Source organism: Inquilinus sp. NPDC058860, assembly GCF_042743185.1.
Classification (GTDB): Bacteria; Pseudomonadota; Alphaproteobacteria; order DSM-16000; family Inquilinaceae; genus Inquilinus.
In genome coordinates, this window is sequence record NZ_JBHYMS010000014.1 from 1 (window position 1) to 17,388 (window position 17,388).

14 protein-coding genes are annotated in these 17,388 nt (G+C 69.4%); 3 read left to right on the plus strand and 11 right to left on the minus strand.

Translation table 11 applies throughout. The features are described from left to right. Positions 1–96: 96 nt before the first annotated feature. The 3 genes from ACFW16_RS11760 to ACFW16_RS11770 form a co-directional block, all read right to left on the minus strand. The gene (locus tag ACFW16_RS11760) at positions 97–1,887 is read right to left on the minus strand and encodes an ABC transporter substrate-binding protein (protein WP_380305035.1); all 1,791 of its coding nucleotides are present in this window, start codon (positions 1,885–1,887) and stop codon (positions 97–99) included. A gap of 262 nt (positions 1,888–2,149) precedes the next feature. Continuing rightward, positions 2,150–2,911 (minus strand): GntR family transcriptional regulator, encoded by a 762-nt coding sequence (locus ACFW16_RS11765; protein WP_380305037.1) that lies wholly within the window; start codon positions 2,909–2,911, stop codon positions 2,150–2,152. A 289-nt stretch (positions 2,912–3,200) separates the two neighbouring features. Beyond that, positions 3,201–8,411 carry an MG2 domain-containing protein gene (locus ACFW16_RS11770; RefSeq protein WP_380305039.1) on the minus strand — a complete coding sequence of 1,737 codons (5,211 nt, stop codon included), beginning with the start codon at positions 8,409–8,411 and terminating at the stop codon, positions 3,201–3,203. Between the two features lie 161 nt (positions 8,412–8,572). Between ACFW16_RS11770 and ACFW16_RS11775 the strand changes: the two genes are divergently transcribed. Then, positions 8,573–8,932, plus strand: coding sequence for a hypothetical protein (locus ACFW16_RS11775; protein WP_380305041.1), 360 nt, complete (start codon positions 8,573–8,575; stop codon positions 8,930–8,932). Positions 8,933–9,015: 83 nt separating this feature from the next. Here ACFW16_RS11775 and ACFW16_RS11780 read toward each other — a convergent pair whose 3' ends face one another. The 6 genes from ACFW16_RS11780 to accD (ACFW16_RS11805) all read right to left on the minus strand — a co-directional run bounded on the left by ACFW16_RS11780 (position 9,016) and on the right by accD (ACFW16_RS11805) (position 14,455). Continuing rightward, entirely contained in the window at positions 9,016–9,909 is an 894-nt protein-coding gene (locus tag ACFW16_RS11780; protein WP_380305043.1) for a DMT family transporter, read from the minus strand. Positions 9,910–10,060: 151 nt separating this feature from the next. After that, positions 10,061–10,930 (minus strand): polyprenyl synthetase family protein, encoded by an 870-nt coding sequence (locus ACFW16_RS11785; protein ID WP_380305045.1) that lies wholly within the window; start codon positions 10,928–10,930, stop codon positions 10,061–10,063. 33 nt (positions 10,931–10,963) lie between these two features. Continuing rightward, a complete protein-coding gene (locus ACFW16_RS11790; RefSeq protein WP_380305047.1) occupies positions 10,964–11,215 on the minus strand; it encodes an exodeoxyribonuclease VII small subunit in 252 nt (83 codons plus the stop codon). A gap of 63 nt (positions 11,216–11,278) precedes the next feature. Beyond that, positions 11,279–12,598 (minus strand): bifunctional folylpolyglutamate synthase/dihydrofolate synthase, encoded by a 1,320-nt coding sequence (locus ACFW16_RS11795; RefSeq protein ID WP_380305049.1) that lies wholly within the window; start codon positions 12,596–12,598, stop codon positions 11,279–11,281. After that, complete coding sequence (gene accD / locus ACFW16_RS11800) at positions 12,591–13,532, minus strand: acetyl-CoA carboxylase, carboxyltransferase subunit beta (protein WP_380305051.1); 942 nt, start codon at positions 13,530–13,532, stop codon at positions 12,591–12,593. The genes ACFW16_RS11795 and accD (ACFW16_RS11800) overlap by 8 nt, the downstream gene beginning before the upstream one ends. Before the next feature lie 50 nt (positions 13,533–13,582). Beyond that, positions 13,583–14,455 carry an acetyl-CoA carboxylase, carboxyltransferase subunit beta gene (accD, locus tag ACFW16_RS11805; RefSeq protein ID WP_380305053.1) on the minus strand — a complete coding sequence of 291 codons (873 nt, stop codon included), beginning with the start codon at positions 14,453–14,455 and terminating at the stop codon, positions 13,583–13,585. A 146-nt stretch (positions 14,456–14,601) separates the two neighbouring features. Between accD (ACFW16_RS11805) and ACFW16_RS11810 the strand changes: the two genes are divergently transcribed. Together ACFW16_RS11810 and ACFW16_RS11815 are read left to right on the plus strand one after the other, a co-directional pair. Next, positions 14,602–14,820 (plus strand): AbrB/MazE/SpoVT family DNA-binding domain-containing protein, encoded by a 219-nt coding sequence (locus ACFW16_RS11810; RefSeq protein WP_380305055.1) that lies wholly within the window; start codon positions 14,602–14,604, stop codon positions 14,818–14,820. Continuing rightward, entirely contained in the window at positions 14,817–15,221 is a 405-nt protein-coding gene (locus ACFW16_RS11815; RefSeq protein WP_380305057.1) for a type II toxin-antitoxin system VapC family toxin, read from the plus strand. The genes ACFW16_RS11810 and ACFW16_RS11815 overlap by 4 nt, the downstream gene beginning before the upstream one ends. Before the next feature lie 27 nt (positions 15,222–15,248). Here ACFW16_RS11815 and trpA read toward each other — a convergent pair whose 3' ends face one another. Continuing rightward, positions 15,249–16,070, minus strand: a complete 822-nt coding sequence (gene trpA / locus ACFW16_RS11820) for a tryptophan synthase subunit alpha (RefSeq protein ID WP_380305059.1) — start codon at positions 16,068–16,070, stop codon at positions 15,249–15,251. Beyond that, entirely contained in the window at positions 16,070–17,302 is a 1,233-nt protein-coding gene (trpB, locus tag ACFW16_RS11825; protein ID WP_380305061.1) for a tryptophan synthase subunit beta, read from the minus strand. The genes trpA and trpB overlap by 1 nt, the downstream gene beginning before the upstream one ends. Between the last annotated feature and the right edge of the window lie 86 nt (positions 17,303–17,388).

Below are 17,388 nucleotides of genomic sequence, written 5' to 3' on the forward strand. Positions count from 1 at the left end.
GGTCTCTGCCCATTCGCGCGCGGACGCGCGCAGACCCCTCCCCCTGCCCCCCTCCCGCAAGGGGAGGGGGGACAAGAAAAGAAGGGGCTCCAGCCACTACGGCGCGCCCGTCGGCTGCAGCGACGTGATCACCAAGAGGCCGGTATGGGCCCAGAACGCGCCGTTGGTGCCCAGGGCAGGGTTCGAGGCGCTCGGCCAACCCTTCCAATAGTGGTTGTTGTACGGGATCCGATGCAGCCACTGGATGACCGGCACGTCGATCACGTCGCGCCAGTAGATGCCGAGAGCCTTCGCCGCGCCTTCCTGGAACTTCGGGTCGTCGGAGGCGAGCGGCGAGATCTCGTCGAGGATCTTGTCGAGCTCGGGGTTCTTGTAGCGCGAGAAGCGGTTGTTGCCGGCCGCCGAGCCGATCGTGTTGCTGTACTTGCCATGGAACAGGTTCATGGCCTCGAACGGATCGTAGAGGCTGGCGCCGTGGCCGAAGAGATAGAGGCCGGGCTTGCCGTCCACCATCGCCTGATAGGCATCGGTGCCGAAGTTGACATTCGCGTCGAAGCCGGCCTGGCGCAGCATCTCCGCCAGGACCGGGGCGATGTCGCCATGGATGTTTTCGAAGGCATGGATGGTGGCGTCGAAGGTCTTGCCGTTCTTCTCCCAAAGGCCGTCGCCGTTCTTGGTGAAGCCGGCCTCGGTCATCAGCGTCTCGCTCTCCGCGACGTCGAACTTGCCGGGCTGGTACTTCGCCTGCTCGGCCTTCACGGCCTCGGACTCGGCGAATTTCTGCAGGTTCGGGTAGAGCGGGAACGGATAGATGGTCGCGATCTTGGCGCCGTCATACAGCACCTCGTCGATGCGATCGCGGTCGATCGCGAGGCTGATCGCCTTGCGCACCCGCACATCGCTGTAGGGCTCGAGCTGGGTGTTCATCCACAGCGAGTTCGGCCACCAGTCGAGATAGCCATAGGGTGATTCCGTGCCCGTCCAGGACTGGATGTCCGTGTTCTGCTCGACGATGTTGCCGATCACCTGGGCCCGCATGTCGACCGAGGAATCGAACTCGTTGTTCACCAGCCGCTGGGCCACCGTGTCGATCGGCTGGTTCAGCACGTTGACGATGACGACGCGCTTCACCGCCGGCTCGGCCATCCGCCCCGCCTTCACCGCCCACCAGTCGGGACGCAGGTCCATGATCTTCTGATTGGCGTTCCAGGCGACGACGTCGTAGGGGCCCGAATGCGGGATCTGGTCGAGGCCCACGGCCGCCGTCGGGTTCGGCTGGGCCGATTCCCATTCCGCCGGCACGATCGGCAGGCCGGTGTCGAACTTCTCGGTCAGCACCTCGAACTTGAAGCGCGGCGCCGGCTGCTTGAACTTGACCTCGACGGTCAGGTCGTCCTTGGCGCTGACGCTGTCGACGAATTGCTGGAAATGCGCGTGATAGGGCAGAGTCTCATACTTCATCTGTCCTTCGAAGGTGTAGACCACGTCCTTGGACGTGACTGGCTTGCCGTCGCTCCATCTGGCATCCTTGTTGAGCTTGATCTCGAGCGTCTTGAAGTCCGGCGTGTATTCCATGCTGTCGGCGAGCCACGGGATGAATTCGCCCTTGAAGATGGCGAAATACATCAGCGGCTCGAACAGCAGGTTGTTGCCTTCCTGATGCGTATAGCCCGGCAGCACCCAGGGGTTGGTGGTGCCGACGGAGGTGCCGCCCGCGACCCCCCAGCCGAGGACGAGCGTCTGGTTGCGGGGAACGCTCGGCAGCGCGCCCTTGGGCGTGATCTCCTGCGCGGCCGGCAGGCCGGCGCTCTGCGCGAAGGCCGCGGCCGGCGCAATGATCGCCGCCGCGGCGAGCACAAGGCCGGCAAGGCGTCTCAGATCGAACATAGGACAGATCTCCTCCCTGTGATTATCGAACGGTGCAAATGTCGTCTTTGCACCTCCCGGGCGCTTTTCCGGCGCGGCGATGCGCCTTCCCATTTTCACGAAGTCAAAAGATCTCACCACCCGACCGACAGTCGTCGATCGACCAAAAATCAACCTTCCCTTCCGGAAACGTGATGTCCGGCAGCTGCCTGCTTTCCTCCTCCTGCAGCGATATTGCCAGTCTTAAGCAATTCGCGTCTTGTATATTTTGCGACAGCCTAAGTCAGTTTCCTGATACGCTCAACTCTTTCCGACTGTTGCGGCGCGACGCACGCATCTGTTCGATGATGTGGCGGCCGGATCCCTCGACATGACGGGCGATCACGGCCGCCGCCGCATCGGCGTCATGGGCCTTGATCGCGTCCAGGACCTCCTGGTGCTCCCGCATCACCGCGGCCTGGCGGCCGAGCGAGATCGGCAGCCGCCGGCTGATCGCGCGCAGGATCTCGCGGTGCTTCCACCACAGATCGACCGCGTGCCGGTTGTAGTGGCGTTCGTACATCGTGTGGTGGAACTGGGTGTCGAGCAGCCCGTGCCGCACCGGGTCCGAGTAGTTGAGCCGCAGCATCTCGGCGTGCAGCGCCTCCAGCGCGGCGATGTCGGCATCGGTCGCGATGCCGACGAACCAGCGCGTCAGCGCCGGCTCGATCAGGACCTCGATCTCGTAGATGTCGCGGATGAAGTCCTCGTCGATCGGCCGCACGCGCGCCCCGCGATTGGGCGTCATCACGACGAAGCCCTCGCCGCGCAGCTGCTGCAGCGCCTCGCGCACCGGATTGGTCGAGGTGCCGTGCCGCCCGGCGAGATCGGCGACGATCAGGCGGGCATTGGCCGGGATGCGGCCCGAGATGATGTCCTCGCGGATCGCCTCATAGACCGAGGCCTCGCGGTCCGGCGCCTGGAAGGCCGGCAGGTCCAGGCCGGGAATGATGCTCATGGCCTGCGCTTCCATGCCGCCGTCGATGTCCAGCCTGGTGGCCGACACGCGATCCTCCGGATTTCGTGTACGATCTTTGTCGGAGTTGACGTGAAATGTCGAGTCTGGAGCATCGCGGGACGGGCCGATGATGATGTTCCATGGCCGTCAAGAGCGGAAAGCGGTCATCACCGCAATCAGCTGGACGGCAGAATCCGCCCGGAAGCCGGCGGGGAATTCGGAACATGGAATCCCACGGGAGATTCGCGGAATACTGAGCGCCTCTGACGAGGCGGCTGGCAGCAGATCTTGAAACCGGCATCCTCCCCGTCCGGGGACGGGGAGGATGAGCGGCCGGCTACTTCCGCGGCTCGATGGTCAGCGCCCCGAAGCCGCCGCGGGCGTTGTATTGCGGGCGGTACATGTCCTCGACATAGGGCGCCGGCAGGGCGAAGCGGCCCGGCGTCACGGCGCGGGCGAGATAGGCGACCGTGAAGTACCGGGTGTCGCTGGTCAGGTCGATCGCCGCAACGTAGCGGTCGTCGCGCATCTCGACATGCTGCGTGTCCGACAGCGTGTCGGCGATGTCGCCGAGCTGCGCGCCCTTGCCGACCGACGGGTTCTCGATCTCCAGCCCCGCCGGCAGCAGGTCGACCACCAGTGCCTGGTGGTCCAGGTCGTCGGTGGCGCGGCCGCGCAGCAGCACGGTGACGAGGTCGCCCTGCTTCACCGCCGTCTTGGCCGGGTCGAAGGGGCGGCCGTCGCGGTCGAGATAGGTGCGGGTGATCTCGAAGCCGTCGCCGCCCGCCGGCAGCGGCGCCGAGGGCACGCCGCGGACGGTCAGCACCTGCCGCATCGGCCCGTCGCCAGTGTTCTTCACCGGGATGCCGGCGGCCAGGGCCGCGGCGTCCGGGTTGAACCGGTAGACCGTCCCCGGATCCGCCACCGCGCGGCCGGCGACGTCGAGCGACAGCGGCGCGGCGCCGTCCAGCGCCGCGTCGGCCGCGATCAGCATCCAGGTCATGTCCTGGGTGCTCCACCACCGGTCCTTGGCGAACAGATCGGCGGCGATGTCGACCTGCTGCAGCACCGCGTCCTGCGGCTGCCTGGCTTCGTGCAGCAGCGCCGCGGTGGCGGCATGGTCGCGCAGCGGCGAGCCGTAATCGCCGTAGAAGTTGGTGGGACGCTCGGTCGAGGTCGCCGCGGCGAAGGCCTTGGCGGTGCGCGCCGTGTCGCCGAACTGGGCGGCGGCCGCGGCGATCTGCGCCTGCGACACCGGCGTCTGGTACTTCGGCAGGCAGTTGTCGACGTAGTAGCGCATGGTGCCGACATCGCCGCCGCCGGCCCGGGCCACGACATAGAGTGCATAGGCGCTGGCCGGGGTGCATTCCGTGCGCGCCTCGTACCAGTCGAGATAATTCGACAGGAACTTGATGCCGCGCTGGTAGGAGCGCTCGGGGATGCGGTAGCCGCCCTCGGCGCGCGCCCGGGTCAGGAAGTCGAGCGCATAGGCGGAGAGCCAGGGGTTGGCGTTGCCGAAGGGCGACCACATGCCGAAGCCGCCGCCCGGCTGCTGCGCCGTCATGATCCGGTCGATCGCCCCCTGCACCCGGCGGCGGACGTCGTCCGGCCGGAAGCCGCTGTCGACCTTCTCCGCCACCTTGGAGACGTAAAGCAGCGGCAGGGCGCGGCTGGTGGTCTGCTCGACGCAGCCATAGGGGTATTCGTCCAGCGACTTCAGCAGGCCCGGGATGTCGAAGGTCGGGCGGGTGGAGAAGCTGGCGAAGACCTGCACCGTGTCGGGCAGGAAGCCTTTCACGAGGTCGGCGTTCAGCACCGCCGACTGGCCGGGGTTGACGATGGTGGCGATGCGGTCGGTGGTCAGCGCCTGGGCCGGGCGCACCGACAGGTCCCAGTCGCGGTCGCGCTGGAAGCCGTCGGGACCGGTGACGCTGATCTTGATCTTGCCGACGCCGGTGGCGGTCGCGGTCAGCGGGATCGCCCGCCGCGCCTCCGCCCCGGCCGCGACGGTCTCGGTGAACTGGGATGCGGCGGCCGAGAGCGGGCCTTCGACCGCGACGCGGATTCCGTAGTCGCCGGCCGGGCCGGACAGGTTGCGCAGCGAGAAGGCCAGCTGCGCCTCGTCGCCCGGCGCCAGGAAGCGCGGCACGCCGATCTCGGCGATCACCGGGTCGCGCACCTTCATCGCGGTGGAGGCGGCGCCGAGCGCGGTCGGCGTCCAGGCCACCGCCATCAACCGCAGCTCGCCGTCGAAATCCGGCAGGTCGAGCGGCACGGAGACGCGACCGTCGGCGCCGACCGGCAGGATGCCGCTGTAGAGCGCGACGGTGCGGGTGGAACGCTTCGGCAGGCCGGACATCTGCGAGGCCGCGGCGTCGCCGCCGGTGCGGACCTGGCCGCGGCGGCCGTCGCTGACGATCAGCCTTCCGTAGGCGTCGCGCATCTCGACCCCGAGGGCGCGGCGGCCGAAATAATGGTCGGTCGGGTCCGGCGACTGGAAGTCGGTGAGCAGCAGGATGCCCTCGTCCACCGCAGCCAGGGTGACCCAGGCGCTCTGCCCCTGCGGCACGCCGGTGACGGTGAGCGGCAGGTCGAGCCGCTGGTTCGGCCGGATCTCGGCCGGCGCATCGATCGAGACGCCCAGCACCCGTTCGGTGACGTCGATGCCGAACCAGGCGACGCCGACGGCGCGGCCGGGGCCGTGCCGGCGCTGCCCGCCCTCGCCCGAGGGGCGGAAGGCGGTGGCCAGGACATAGGCGCCGGCGCCCCAGTCGGAGGAGACCGGGATCTCGACGGTGGCGCCGTCGGCCGGGACGGAGACGTCCCGCGTCTCCAGCACCCGGTCATTGGCGATGAACAGCAGCACGTCGCCGGCGAAGGGCGGCTCGATCCGCACCCGGGCGGTGTCGCCGGCCTTGTAGCTGGTGCGGTCGAGGGCGACGGTCAGCTTGTCCGGCGTCGGGTTCGGGTCGTCCGACACCCACCAGCCGGCATAGAACCGGGCCGAGGTGGCGCCGCCGCCCTTCGGGTCGTAGACGTCGAGCCGGAAATTGCCCCAGCCGACCGCCTGGCGGATCGCCGCCGGCGCGTTCGGGGCCACGTCGAGGGTGCCGTCCGCCACCTTGCGGTCGCGGGTGACGACCTTGTAGTCCCAGCGGCCGTCGGTTGAATACCACTGGTAGTCGTGGATCTCCTCCACCAGGTCCCAGCGCAGGCCACGGAGCGCGGCCGGGCGGCCGCCGGCGTCGAGGCCGATGACCTCGAAGCGCGCGTCGGAGCCCTCGGCCAGCGAGCCCGAGAACAGCGGCTTGACGCCGATCCAGGGATGCTCCTGCCGGACCGGCAGGGTCGTGGTCTCGTTGGCGGTGCGGCCGCTGGAATCGAACACCGCGGTGCGTAGTTCCGCCTCGAGCGGCACGGTGGTGTCGGGCAGGCCATCCAGGAGGATGTCGACCCGGCTCTGGCCCGCGGCGTCGGTCGCCGGGGTGGTGATCGGGCGGGTGCGGGGCGAGAAGGCGTCCTGCACCAGGCCGAACTGGTAGTCGGAGAAGTCCGGGAAGGGCTGGGCCGCCTGGCGCAGGGTCAGGCTGGCCTCGGTGGCGAGGTCGGCCGCTGGGGCGCCGTACAGGAACTGGGCGTCGATGGTGACGACCGCCGGCTTGGCGACGCGCAGGTCCTTGACCTCGGTCTTCAGGTCGACGCGGATCCGCGCCGGCACGAAGTCCTCGACCTGAAAGGCGGTGCTGCCGATCGCCTGGCCCTTCGGGTCGACATAAGCCTCCGCCATCCAGGTGCCGGTATAGGCGCTGTCGGCCAGCGGCACGTCGAGGCTGTAGGAGCCGCCGCCCTGGTCCGACACCTGCTGCACCCGGGCCTCGACCCCGTCCGGCCGGCTGATCTTGACGGTCAGCGGCACGCCGTCGATCGCCGCCGCGCGCTCGTTGCGCAGCAGCGTGGTCAGATGCACCGTCTCGCCCGGGCGGTAGACGCCGCGCTCGGGGTAGAGGAAGGCGTCGAGCGGCCCCGGCTCGGCCCGGCCGCTGACGCCGCGGTCGGACAGGTCGAAGGCCGGGCCGGTGAGATCAAGGAAGGTGAAATCGCCGGAGCCGTAGGCATAGACCGCGGCCGGCCGGTTGCCGCCCTGCCCGGCCATCACCCCGGCCGGGAAGGTGGCCAGGCCGCCGGCGTCGGTCTCAGCCTCGCCCAGCACCGAGTTGTTGCGGGCCAGCAGCGCCAGCTTCACGCCGGACTGGGCCTTGGCCGAGGACAGGGAGCGCGCCGTCACGGTCAGCCCCTGCTGGCCGGAGAAGGTGGCGAGGCCGAGATCGGTGACCACGATCCACTGCGTACCCGGGGTCTGGTAGCTGTCCCCCTCATCCGAGTTGTCTGCGGCCTTGGCGTCCACCGCCGCGAGCAGGTAGACGCCCGGCTTCGGCTGCGGCAGCAGCGTGTCCATCGGCACGCCGGTGATCGCCGCCTTGTTGGTCTCGCCCTCGACCGGCATGGCGCCGGACCACACCTCCTCGCCCGCATCCTGGGCCAGGCTGTCGACGTCGTAGCTTTCCAGCATCTGGCCGATGCGGCCCTGGGCCACCTGGTCGATCAGGTTGCGGTCGTTGATGCGCAGCAGGCGCAGCTTGACCTCGGAGACGTTGACCGTGGTCAGCGGCACCGTGCCCTCGCCGCCCTTGGGCAGGACATAGGCGCTGCCGCGGAACACCACGCTGGGCGCCCGGTCCTCGACCGTCAGGTCGAAGCTGTCATCGGCGGTGAGCGCGTCGCCGTCGACCGACTTGATGCCGGCCAGGAGCGTGACGGTGTAGGTCTGGCCGAAGGACACGCCTTCGAGGCACAGCTGCTTGTCCGACGGGATCACCTCGACCGGCACCGCCGGCTCGATCCGGACATAGTCGGAATAGCGGACGGTGCGGCCGTCGACGATCGGGTCGGAGAAGTCGGCGCAGAGCTGCGGCGCGTCGCGGTCGTTCTGGGCATAGGTCGAGGTGACGCGGAAGCCGTATTGCTCGCGCAGATTGGCGGCGTATTCGGTGTTGTCGTCGGTCGGCGCCAGCTGCGCGCCCTCGGCCGCGACCTTGATCGCCTCGCGGCCCTTGTCCTGCTGCTCCAGCCCCCGGGCCAGCAGGATCAGGGCGGCGCCGCGCAGCTTGTCGGTGCCGGCGTTGCTGTAGGCGGCGAAGGCGGCGTTCAGCCCGTCCTGCGAATAAGGCGAGGTCTGCTGCAACGCCTGGGCCAGGCCGTACCAGGCGCCGGCGTCGGCGGGACGCTGGCCGAGAATCAGCTGCCAGGCCGTGACCGCATCGCCCCAGCGCTCGCCCTGGGCGGCGTCGGCGGCGCGGGACCGCAGCACCTTCAGGTCGGCCCGCTGGTCGGCGGGGACGGCGCTGGCCTGCTGCTCCAGCTTCCTGGCGTAGGCCGCGGCGCCGGCGGCGAAGCCCGGCGCCTGGTAGGCGGAGGCGACGGGAGGGAGAGCCAGGGTCGCGGTCAGGAGCGCCGCCGCCGCGGCAAAGGTGGCGAAACGCAGCTTCATGGCCATGACATCCCCCATCACGGCGCCCCGACGGGCGGAGCCCCTGCGACAAACTATACGCGAGATCGCGTCGAAACCATGACGCAGCGGGGGCGACGGAACGGCCCTCCCCCTGCCGCGGCGACGCGACTATGATCGCGCGTCCTTCGCGGAGCCGCCCCATGATTCGACCCCTGGCGATCGTCCTTCCGTTGCTGCTGCCGGCCGCGGCCTTGGCCGCCGATACGCTGACCGCCGCCGAGATCCAGGCCCGGATCGTCGGCAACACCATCGAGGGCACGGCCGGCGACGTGGAATACACCGAGTTCTACGCCACGGACGGCACCATCCACGGGCTGGGCGACGACGGCCCCTATGCCGGGCAATGGTCGATCGAGGGCGACCGGATGTGCTTCGACCTGGGCGAGACCAAGGAATGCGACAAGATCCAGCTGGACGGCACCAAGGTGCAGCTGCTCGGCGATGACGGGTCGCTGGTCGCGGTCGGGGAGCTGAAGCCGGGGAATCCAGGGAATTTGTGAACCCGTAGGTCGGGTTCGCGATCGCGAACCCGACAGCGGATCATCCCGGCGTCAACATGTTGGGTTTGCCACGCGAACCCAACCTACTCTCCTTTGAGCTGCCGCTCGCGGTAGTAGATGAACAGGCCGGAGGCGATGATCACCAGGTTGCCGATGACGATGTTGGTCGTCGGCACGTCGCCCCAGACCGCCCAGCCGAGCGCCGCGGCAATGACGATGGTGGAGTACTGATAGGGCGCGACCACCGCGGCCGGGGCCAGAGACAGCGCCTTGTTCAGGCACAGATGCGCGCTCATCGCCACCACGCCGAGGCCGAGCAGCAGCGCCCAGTCGAACGGGGTCGGCGGCACCCAGGCGAAGGGCACGGTGGCGGCGCCGGCCAGGCCGGTGCCGACGATCTGGTAGGTGATCAGGCCGAGCCCGCCGGTGTGGCGGACGCGGCGGGTGACGATCAGGATCAGGCTGAACAGGGTGGCGCCGGCCAGCGCGATCAGGGCCGAGGAGGACAGCGCCGCCCCGGTCGGGCGCAGCACGATCAGCACGCCGATGAAGCCGATCAGCACCGCCGCCCAGCGCCGCGGCCCGACCTTCTCGCCGAGCAGCGGCACCGACAGCGCGGTGACGATCAGCGGCGAGGCCATGTAGAAGGTCATGACGTCGGCCAGCGGCAGGCCGCGCACGGCGAGATAGAAGATCGCGACCTCGGCCGCCATCAGGCTGACCCGCAGCAGGTTCATCCAGGGCTGGTCCGGCGTCAGCAGGCCGCGGAAGCCGCGGATCACCCAGGGCAGCAGCAGGATGAAGGCGCCGATGCTGCGGATCAGCAGCACCTGGCCGACCGTGTAGTCGGCGACCAGCCACTTGCCCAGCGCGTCATTGAAGGTGAACAGCGACATGCCGAGGAAGAACAGCAGGATGCCGGGCCCGTGCCCGCCCTCCGCCCGACCATCCAGCTTCTGGGCGCCGATCGCCGCCATTCCCGCGTTTCCCCCGTTCCGTTCGCCCCTCTCTGCCCGAGGAAATTGTCGGACGGAAGCGGTAAGGGCACGGGCCGGGCATGCAAGGGCGTCGGGGGCTGGTCCCACAAGTTGGGTTCGCTTGCCGGCGAACCCGACCTACGCGGTCACGTCAGGCCTTGCGTTCGACCACGAAGCGGGCGACGGCGCGCAGCGCCTCGGCCCGGTCGCCGAACACGTCGAGATGGCGGCAGGCCTGGTCGGCCAGCATCCGGGCCTGGGATTCGGCGCGCTCGAGGCCGAGGATCGAGACGAAGGTCGCCTTGCCCGCCGCCTGATCCTTGCCCGGGGTCTTGCCGATCTCCTCGGCCCGGCCGCGGACGTCGAGCAGGTCGTCGGCGATCTGGAAGGCCAGGCCCATGTCATGGGCATAGGCCTGCAGCGCGCCGCGCCGCGAATCCTCGATCTTGCCGAGGATCGCCCCGGCCTCGCAGGAGAACTCGAACAGCGCGCCGGTCTTCAGCCGCTGCAGCCGGGTGATGGCGCCGATCTCGGTCAGCGGCGCCTGCTCCGCCTGCATGTCGAGCGCCTGGCCGCCGACCATGCCGGCGGCGCCGGCCGCGCGGGCCAGGGCGGCGACCAGCGCGATGCGGACCTTCGGGTCGGCATGGGTCTCGGCGCCGGCCAGCACCTCGAAGGCCTGGGTCAGCAGCGCGTCGCCGGCCAGGATCGCGGTGGCCTCGTCATAGGCCTTGTGCGTCGTCGGCTTGCCTCGGCGCAGGTCGTCATTGTCCATCGCCGGCAGGTCGTCATGGACCAGCGAGTAACAATGGATCATCTCGACCGCCGCGCCGACGCGCAGGGCGCAGCTTTCGGCGACGCCGAACAGCCGCGCGGACGACACCACCAGGAACGGGCGCAGCCGCTTGCCGCCGCCCAGCGAGGCGTAGCGGATGGCGTCGGCCAGCGGCGGTTCGCCCGCCTGGGGCTTGGGCAGCAGGCGGTCCAGGACGCGCTCGAGCTGCGCGCCCGTCTCGGCCATGGCTTTGCTCAGATCAATCGACAAGACACGGCCTCAATCGAAAGTCGTGGGTTTGGCGGTGACGGTGCCGTCGGCGGCGCGCGAGATCATCTCGACCCGCGCCTGCGCCTCGCGCAGCTTCGCCTCGCAATGAGCGCGAAGCAAGGCACCGCGCTCATAGGCCGATATGTTGTCATCGAGCTTGCCCTGCCCCGCCTCGAGCTGGCGGACGATCGTCTCCAGCTCGGCGAGGGCGTCCTCGAAGCTCAGGGCGGCGATGTCGGCGGGAATGGGTCGGTCGGCCATGGGCTGTCCGTTCATATTCGGGCGGCGACAATAGGCGCGGCGGAGGAAAGTGGCAACGGGGCCTCAGCCGTTGCCGGCCAGCACCCGGCCGGCGAGGTAGAGCGAGCCGCAGATCAGCACCCGGCCGGGCGGGTCGCCGGGCCGGGCCGCGGCGGCGACCGCGGCTTCGAGGTCATCGGCCGCGGCGACATCGGTCAGCCCGACGGCGCGGGCGTGATCGGCCACGGCTTCGGCCGGCAGGCTGGCGTCCTCGCCCGGGATCCGCACGGCGCGGATCGACCGGACGAAGGGCGCCAGGGGCCGCAGGAACTCCTGCGGCTGCTTGCTCTCCAGCATGCCGCAGACCAGGTGCAGCGGCCGCGGGTCGAGCCCGCCGAGCCATTGCCCCAGCACCTCGCCGGCGCTGTCGTTGTGGCCGCCGTCGAGCCACAGCTCCCAGCCCGGCGGCAGCAGGGCGGCCAGCGGGCCGCGGGTCAGGCGCTGCAGCCGCGCCGGCCATTCGACCGAGGCGAGGCCGCGGCGCACCGCCTCCTCCGGGATGTCGAAGCCGGCGAGAAGGTCGCGCAGCCGGATCGCGGTGGCGGCGTTGGCGAACTGATGGTCGCCGGGCAGCGCCGGGCGGGAATAGGAGCGCTCTCCTTCGGCCGTGCGAAGAAGGAAGCCGGCCGCCGCGGGAGTCACCGACCAGTCACGGCCGGCGAGGTGCAGCGGCGCCCCGGCCGATTCGATCTCCCGGGTCAGGACGGCCAGCGCCGCGGCGTTCTGCTGCGGCGCCACCACCATCGGCACGCCGGGCTTGGCGATGGCCGCCTTCTCCGCCGCGATCGCCTCAATCGTGTCGCCGAGGAACTGCATGTGGTCCATGGAGATGCGGGTGACCGCGGTCGCGGCCGGGCGCGGCACCACATTGGTGCTGTCGTAGCGCCCGCCGAGGCCGACCTCGAGCAGAACCGCGTCGGCCGGGACCTCGGCGAAGGCCAAGAAGGCCGCGGCGGTCGTCGCCTCGAAGAAGGTCACCGGCTGGCCGGCATTGGCGGTCTCGACCCGCTCCAGCAGGTCGACCAGTGCCGCGCTGTCGATCAACGACCCGGCGAGGCGGATGCGCTCGTGGAACCGCACCAGATGCGGCGAGGTGTAGACATGGACGCGATAGCCCGCCTGCTCCAGGAAGGCGCGCAGGAAAGCGGTGGTCGACCCCTTGCCGTTGGTGCCGCCGACATGGACGACCGGCGGCAGGCGTAGCTGCGGGTCGCCCAGCGCCGCCAGCAGCCTTTCGGTGCGGCCGAGCGACAGGTCGATCCGCTTCGGATGCAGATGGGTCAGCCGGTCGAGCGCGGCCTCGACCTGCGCCAAGCGGGCCGCGGCCGCGCTTGCCTCAGGCACGATAGGCGGGCTCGCCCTCGATCACGGCCGCAGCGGCGAGGTCGGCCGGGTCGACCTCGATGTCGGCCGGGACCGGATGCAGCCCACCCGTCAGGTGGCCGAGGGTGCGGATCAGCGTCTCCCGCAGCTCCTTGCGCGTCACCACCACGTCGACCATGCCGTGGTCGAGCAGGTATTCGGCGCGCTGGAAGCCCTCCGGCAGCGTCTCGCGGATCGTCTCCTCGATCACCCGGGCGCCGGCGAAGCCGATCTGCGAGCCGCGCTCGGCGATGTGGATGTCGCCGACCATGGCGAAGGAGGCGGTGACGCCGCCCGTGGTCGGGTCGGTCAGCACCACGATATAGGGCAGGCCGGCTTCCTTGACCTGCTCGACCGCGATGATCGAGCGCGGCATCTGCATCAGCGACAGGATGCCTTCCTGCATGCGGGCGCCGCCCGAAGCCGGCACCACGACCAGCGGCGCATGCTGCATCACCGCCAGCTTGGCGGCAGCGACCAGCCCCTCGCCCACCGCCATGCCCATCGACCCGCCCATGAAGCTGAAGTCGAAGGCGGCGACCACGGTGTCGTGGCCGCCCATCTTGCCATGGGCGACGACGAGGGCGTCGCCGGCGCCGGTCTTGGCCTGCGCCTTCTTCAGCCGGTCGGTGTAGCGCTCGGTGTCGCGGAACTTGAGCGGGTCGACGGCCGGCTTCGGCAGCTCGATGGTCTCGTACTTGCCGTCGTCGAACAGCATGGCCAGCCGCTTGGTCGGCGACAGGCGCATGTGGTGGCCGCAATGCTGGCAGACGTAGAGATTCGCCTCCAGGTCGCGATGGAACAGCATCGCCTCGCAGTTCCCGCACTTCGTCCACAGATTGTCCGGCGTCTCCGGCCGGGACGAGGAGACGAGAGCCCGGATCTTCGGGCGGATGTAGTTGGTCAGCCAGTTCATGGCGCGGTTTTCCGCCTTTCGGCCCGGCGCGTCAAGATGAGGGGCGCCGGCTATGCCGCGGCCGCCCGGATGCCGCCGGTCAGATGGCCGAGGGTGCGGATCAGCGTGTCGCGCAATTCCTTGCGCGCGACCACGACATCGACCATGCCATGGTCCAGTAGGTATTCGGCGCGCCGGAAGCCTTCCGGCATGGTTTCGCGGATCGTTCCCTCGACCACGCGGCCACCGGCGAAGGCAATCTCGGCGCCGCATTCGGCGACATGCACGTCGCCGACCATGGCGAAGGAGGCGGTGACGCCACCGAAGGTCGGGTCGGTCAGCACCACGATATAGGGCATACCAGCGTCCTTCACCTGCTCGACCGCGATGATCGAGCGCGGCATCTGCATCAGCGACAGGATGCCTTCCTGCATCCGGGCGCCGCCCGAGGCCGACACCACGACCAAGGGCGCGTGCTGCGCCACCGCCAGCCTGGCGGCGGCGACCAGCCCCTCGCCCACCGCCATGCCCATGGTGCCGGCGATGAAGCTGAAATCGAAGGCGGCGACCACGGTGTCGCGATCGCCTAACTTGCCGTGGGCGACGACAATGGCGTCGTTGCGGCCGGTCTTGGCCTGGTCGTCCCTCAGCCGATCGGTGTAACGCTTGGTGTCGCGGAACTTGAGCGGATCGACCACCGGCTTCGGCAGCTCGATCGTCTCGTATTTGCCGTCGTCGAACAGCATGGCCAACCGCTTCGGCGGATCCAGCCGCATATGATGGCCGCAATGCTGGCAGACACGGAAGTTGGCCTCCAGGTCGCGATGGAACAGCATCGCCTCGCAACTCGGGCACTTCGTCCACAGATTGTCCGGCGTCTCCGGCCGGGACGAGGAAACGAGCGCACGGAGTTTCGGCCGAATGTAGTTGGTCAGCCAGTTCATGGCGCGGTTCTCCGCCTTTCGGCCGGGCGCGTCAAGATGAGGGCGCGTCTTGAGGGTAAGGAGATATCGCCTTATATGTAAGGCTGCAAAGCCTTACAGGGCCTTTACTAATGATGACACTCCTCACCGTCACAGCGAAGGGTCAAGTGACCCTCCGCAAGGAGCTGCTCCAGCATCTCGGCGTGGCGCCAGGGGACAAGATCGCCGTCGACCTGCTGCCGGATGGCCGGGCGGAGGTCCGGTCGGCAAAGGCATCGGGCACCATCGATGATTTCTTCGGCTGCCTAGCCGGGCCCGGGACGCCCAAGCTGTCGATCGAGGAAATCGGTGAAATCGCCGCTGCAGGATGGGCCGGCGAAAAGTGAAGATCATCGCCGACACCAACCTGCTGGCCCGAGCCGCTGTGCAGGACGATCCGGAGCAGGCCGCGCTGGCGGAAGCGACACTCCGCGACGCCGACAGCATCGCCATCACCCTGCCGACATTGTGCGAATTCGTCTGGGTATTGATGCGCGGCTACAAGAAGACACCGAGCCAGACCGCCGCGGCGATGCGCCGGTTGCTGAGCAGCGCCACCGTGGCGGCCGACAGGCCGGCCGCCGATGTGGGCCTTACCATCCTCGAGGCCGGCGGCGATTTCGCCGATGGCGTTATCGCCTTCGAGGGCCGCCGCCTGGGCGGCGAGGTGTTCGTGACCTTCGACCGCAAGGCGGCATCGCTGATCGAAGAGACCGGCACGAAGACGCAGCTTCTGTCCAGGACCTGACCTGCCGCCACCGACGGCAAGCAGCGCTCACCGTGCCCCGCGGACACCCTCGGCCAGGCGGCGCACCAGGGCCAGCGGCGACTCGACCGTAGCGGCGGTCGGGCGGCCATCGGCGTGCAGCGAGTGGCGGATCTCCTCGACGATGGCGGAGCCGACCACCGCGGCGTCGGCGATGCGGGCGATGGCGGCCGCCGCCTCCGGCGTGCGGATGCCGAAGCCCACGGCCACCGGCAGGTCGGTATGGCGCCGCAGCCGGTCGACCGCCGGCTGCACCGCCGCCGCATTGGCCGCGGCCGCGCCGGTGATGCCGGTGACCGAGACGTAATAGATGAAGCCCGAGGTGTTCCGCAGCACGGCCGGCAGCCGGGCGTCGTCGGTGGTCGGCGTCGCCAGGCGGATGAAGTCGATCCCCGCCGCCAGCGCCGGCAGGCACAGCTCGGCATCCTCCTCCGGCGGCAGGTCGACCACGATCAGCCCGTCCACCCCGGCCGCCTTGGCGTCGGCCAGGAAGCGCTCGACGCCGTAGGAATAGACCGGGTTGTAGTAGCCCATCAGCACCACCGGCGTGGCCTGGTCGCCGGCGCGGAAGCGGCGCACCAGGTCAAGCGTCTTGGCCAGCGTCATGCCGGCGGCCAGCGCCCGCAGGCCGGCTGCCTGGATCGCCGGGCCGTCGGCCATCGGATCGGTGAAGGGCATGCCGATCTCGATCAGGTCGGCGCCGGCCTGGGGCAGGCCTTCGAGGATCTTGAAGCTCGTCTCCGGATCCGGATCGCCGGCGGTGACGAAGGCGACCAGGGCGGCCCGATCTCTAGCCTTCAGCTCGGCGAAGCGTGCGGTGATGCGGGTCATCAGATCTGCACTCCGAGCGCGTCGGCCACCGTGAAGATGTCCTTGTCGCCGCGGCCGCTGAGGCACATGACGAGCAGGTTGTCCTGGGGCAGGTCGGGCGCGATCTTCATCACATGCGCCAGGGCATGGGCCGATTCGAGCGCCGGGATGATGCCTTCGAGCCGGGCGCAGAGCTGGAACGCCTCCAGCGCCTCCGTGTCGGTGACGGAGACGTATTTCACCCGGCCGACATCGTGCAGCCAGGCATGCTCCGGCCCGATGCCGGGATAGTCGAGGCCGGCGGAGATCGAATGCGCCTCCTCGATCTGGCCGTCGGCGGTCTGCAGGAGATAGGTGCGGTTGCCGTGCAGCACGCCGGGGCGGCCGCCGGTCAGCGACGCCGCATGCTGGCCGCTGTCGAGGCCGTGGCCCGCCGCCTCGACGCCGTGGATCGCGATCTCGGGCATGTCGAGGAAGGGGTGGAACAGGCCGAGGGCGTTGGATCCGCCGCCGATCGCCGCCACCAGGGTGTCCGGCATGCGGCCTTCGGCCTGCATGATCTGGTCGCGCGTCTCGTTGCCGATCACCGACTGGAAGTCGCGCACCAGCAGGGGGTAGGGATGCGGGCCGGCGACCGTGCCGATGATGTAGAAGGTGTCCTCGACATTGGTGACCCAGTCGCGCAGGGCCTCGTTCATCGCGTCCTTCAGCGTCCGGCTGCCGGAGACGACGGGCACCACCTCGGCGCCCAAGAGCTTCATCCGGAACACATTCGGCTTCTGCCGCTCGATATCGACCTCGCCCATGTAGATGGTGCAGGGCAGGCCGAACAGGGCGCAGACCGTGGCGGTGGCGACGCCGTGCTGGCCGGCGCCGGTCTCGGCGATGATCCGGGTCTTGCCCATGCGCCGGGCCAGCAGCACCTGGCCCATGCAGTTGTTGATCTTGTGCGCGCCGGTGTGGTTCAGCTCCTCGCGCTTGAAGTAGACGCGGGCGCCGCCGAGCTGCTCGGTGATCCGCTCGGCGAAATAGAGCGGGCTGGGCCGGCCGACGTAATGCGTCAGGTAATAGCGCAGTTCGCTGCTGAACTCGGCGTCCTTGCGGGCCGAGGCGTAGGCCTTCTCGACCTCCAGGATCAGCGGCATCAGCGTCTCGGCGACGAAACGGCCGCCATAGAGGCCGAAGCGGCCGTTCTCGTCCGGGCCCGTGCGGAAGCTGTTCGGACGGGGCTGGAAGGGTGCGGTCTCGGTCACGCGGGGCGGCTCCCGGCACAAATCGTGGCATCAATGGGGCGGAGGGAGCCGTGACCTTAGCGGCGACCGCGGCGCGCGCCAAACAT

Bases quoted from the DNA above. Each gene is read 5' to 3' on its own strand.
- ACFW16_RS11790 (WP_380305047.1), bottom strand. From the start codon at position 11,215: ATGGCCGACCGACCCATTCCCGCCGACATCGCCGCCCTGAGCTTCGAG.
- accD (WP_380305053.1), bottom strand. From the start codon at position 14,455: ATGAACTGGCTGACCAACTACATTCGGCCGAAACTCCGTGCGCTCGTT.
- ACFW16_RS11770 (WP_380305039.1), bottom strand. From the start codon at position 8,411: ATGAAGCTGCGTTTCGCCACCTTTGCCGCGGCGGCGGCGCTCCTGACC.
- ACFW16_RS11780 (WP_380305043.1), bottom strand. From the start codon at position 9,909: ATGGCGGCGATCGGCGCCCAGAAGCTGGATGGTCGGGCGGAGGGCGGG.
- accD (WP_380305051.1), bottom strand. From the start codon at position 13,532: ATGAACTGGCTGACCAACTACATCCGCCCGAAGATCCGGGCTCTCGTC.
- ACFW16_RS11760 (WP_380305035.1), bottom strand. From the start codon at position 1,887: ATGTTCGATCTGAGACGCCTTGCCGGCCTTGTGCTCGCCGCGGCGGCG.
- trpA (WP_380305059.1), bottom strand. From the start codon at position 16,070: ATGACCCGCATCACCGCACGCTTCGCCGAGCTGAAGGCTAGAGATCGG.
- ACFW16_RS11785 (WP_380305045.1), bottom strand. From the start codon at position 10,930: ATGGCCGAGACGGGCGCGCAGCTCGAGCGCGTCCTGGACCGCCTGCTG.
- ACFW16_RS11775 (WP_380305041.1), top strand. From the start codon at position 8,573: ATGATTCGACCCCTGGCGATCGTCCTTCCGTTGCTGCTGCCGGCCGCG.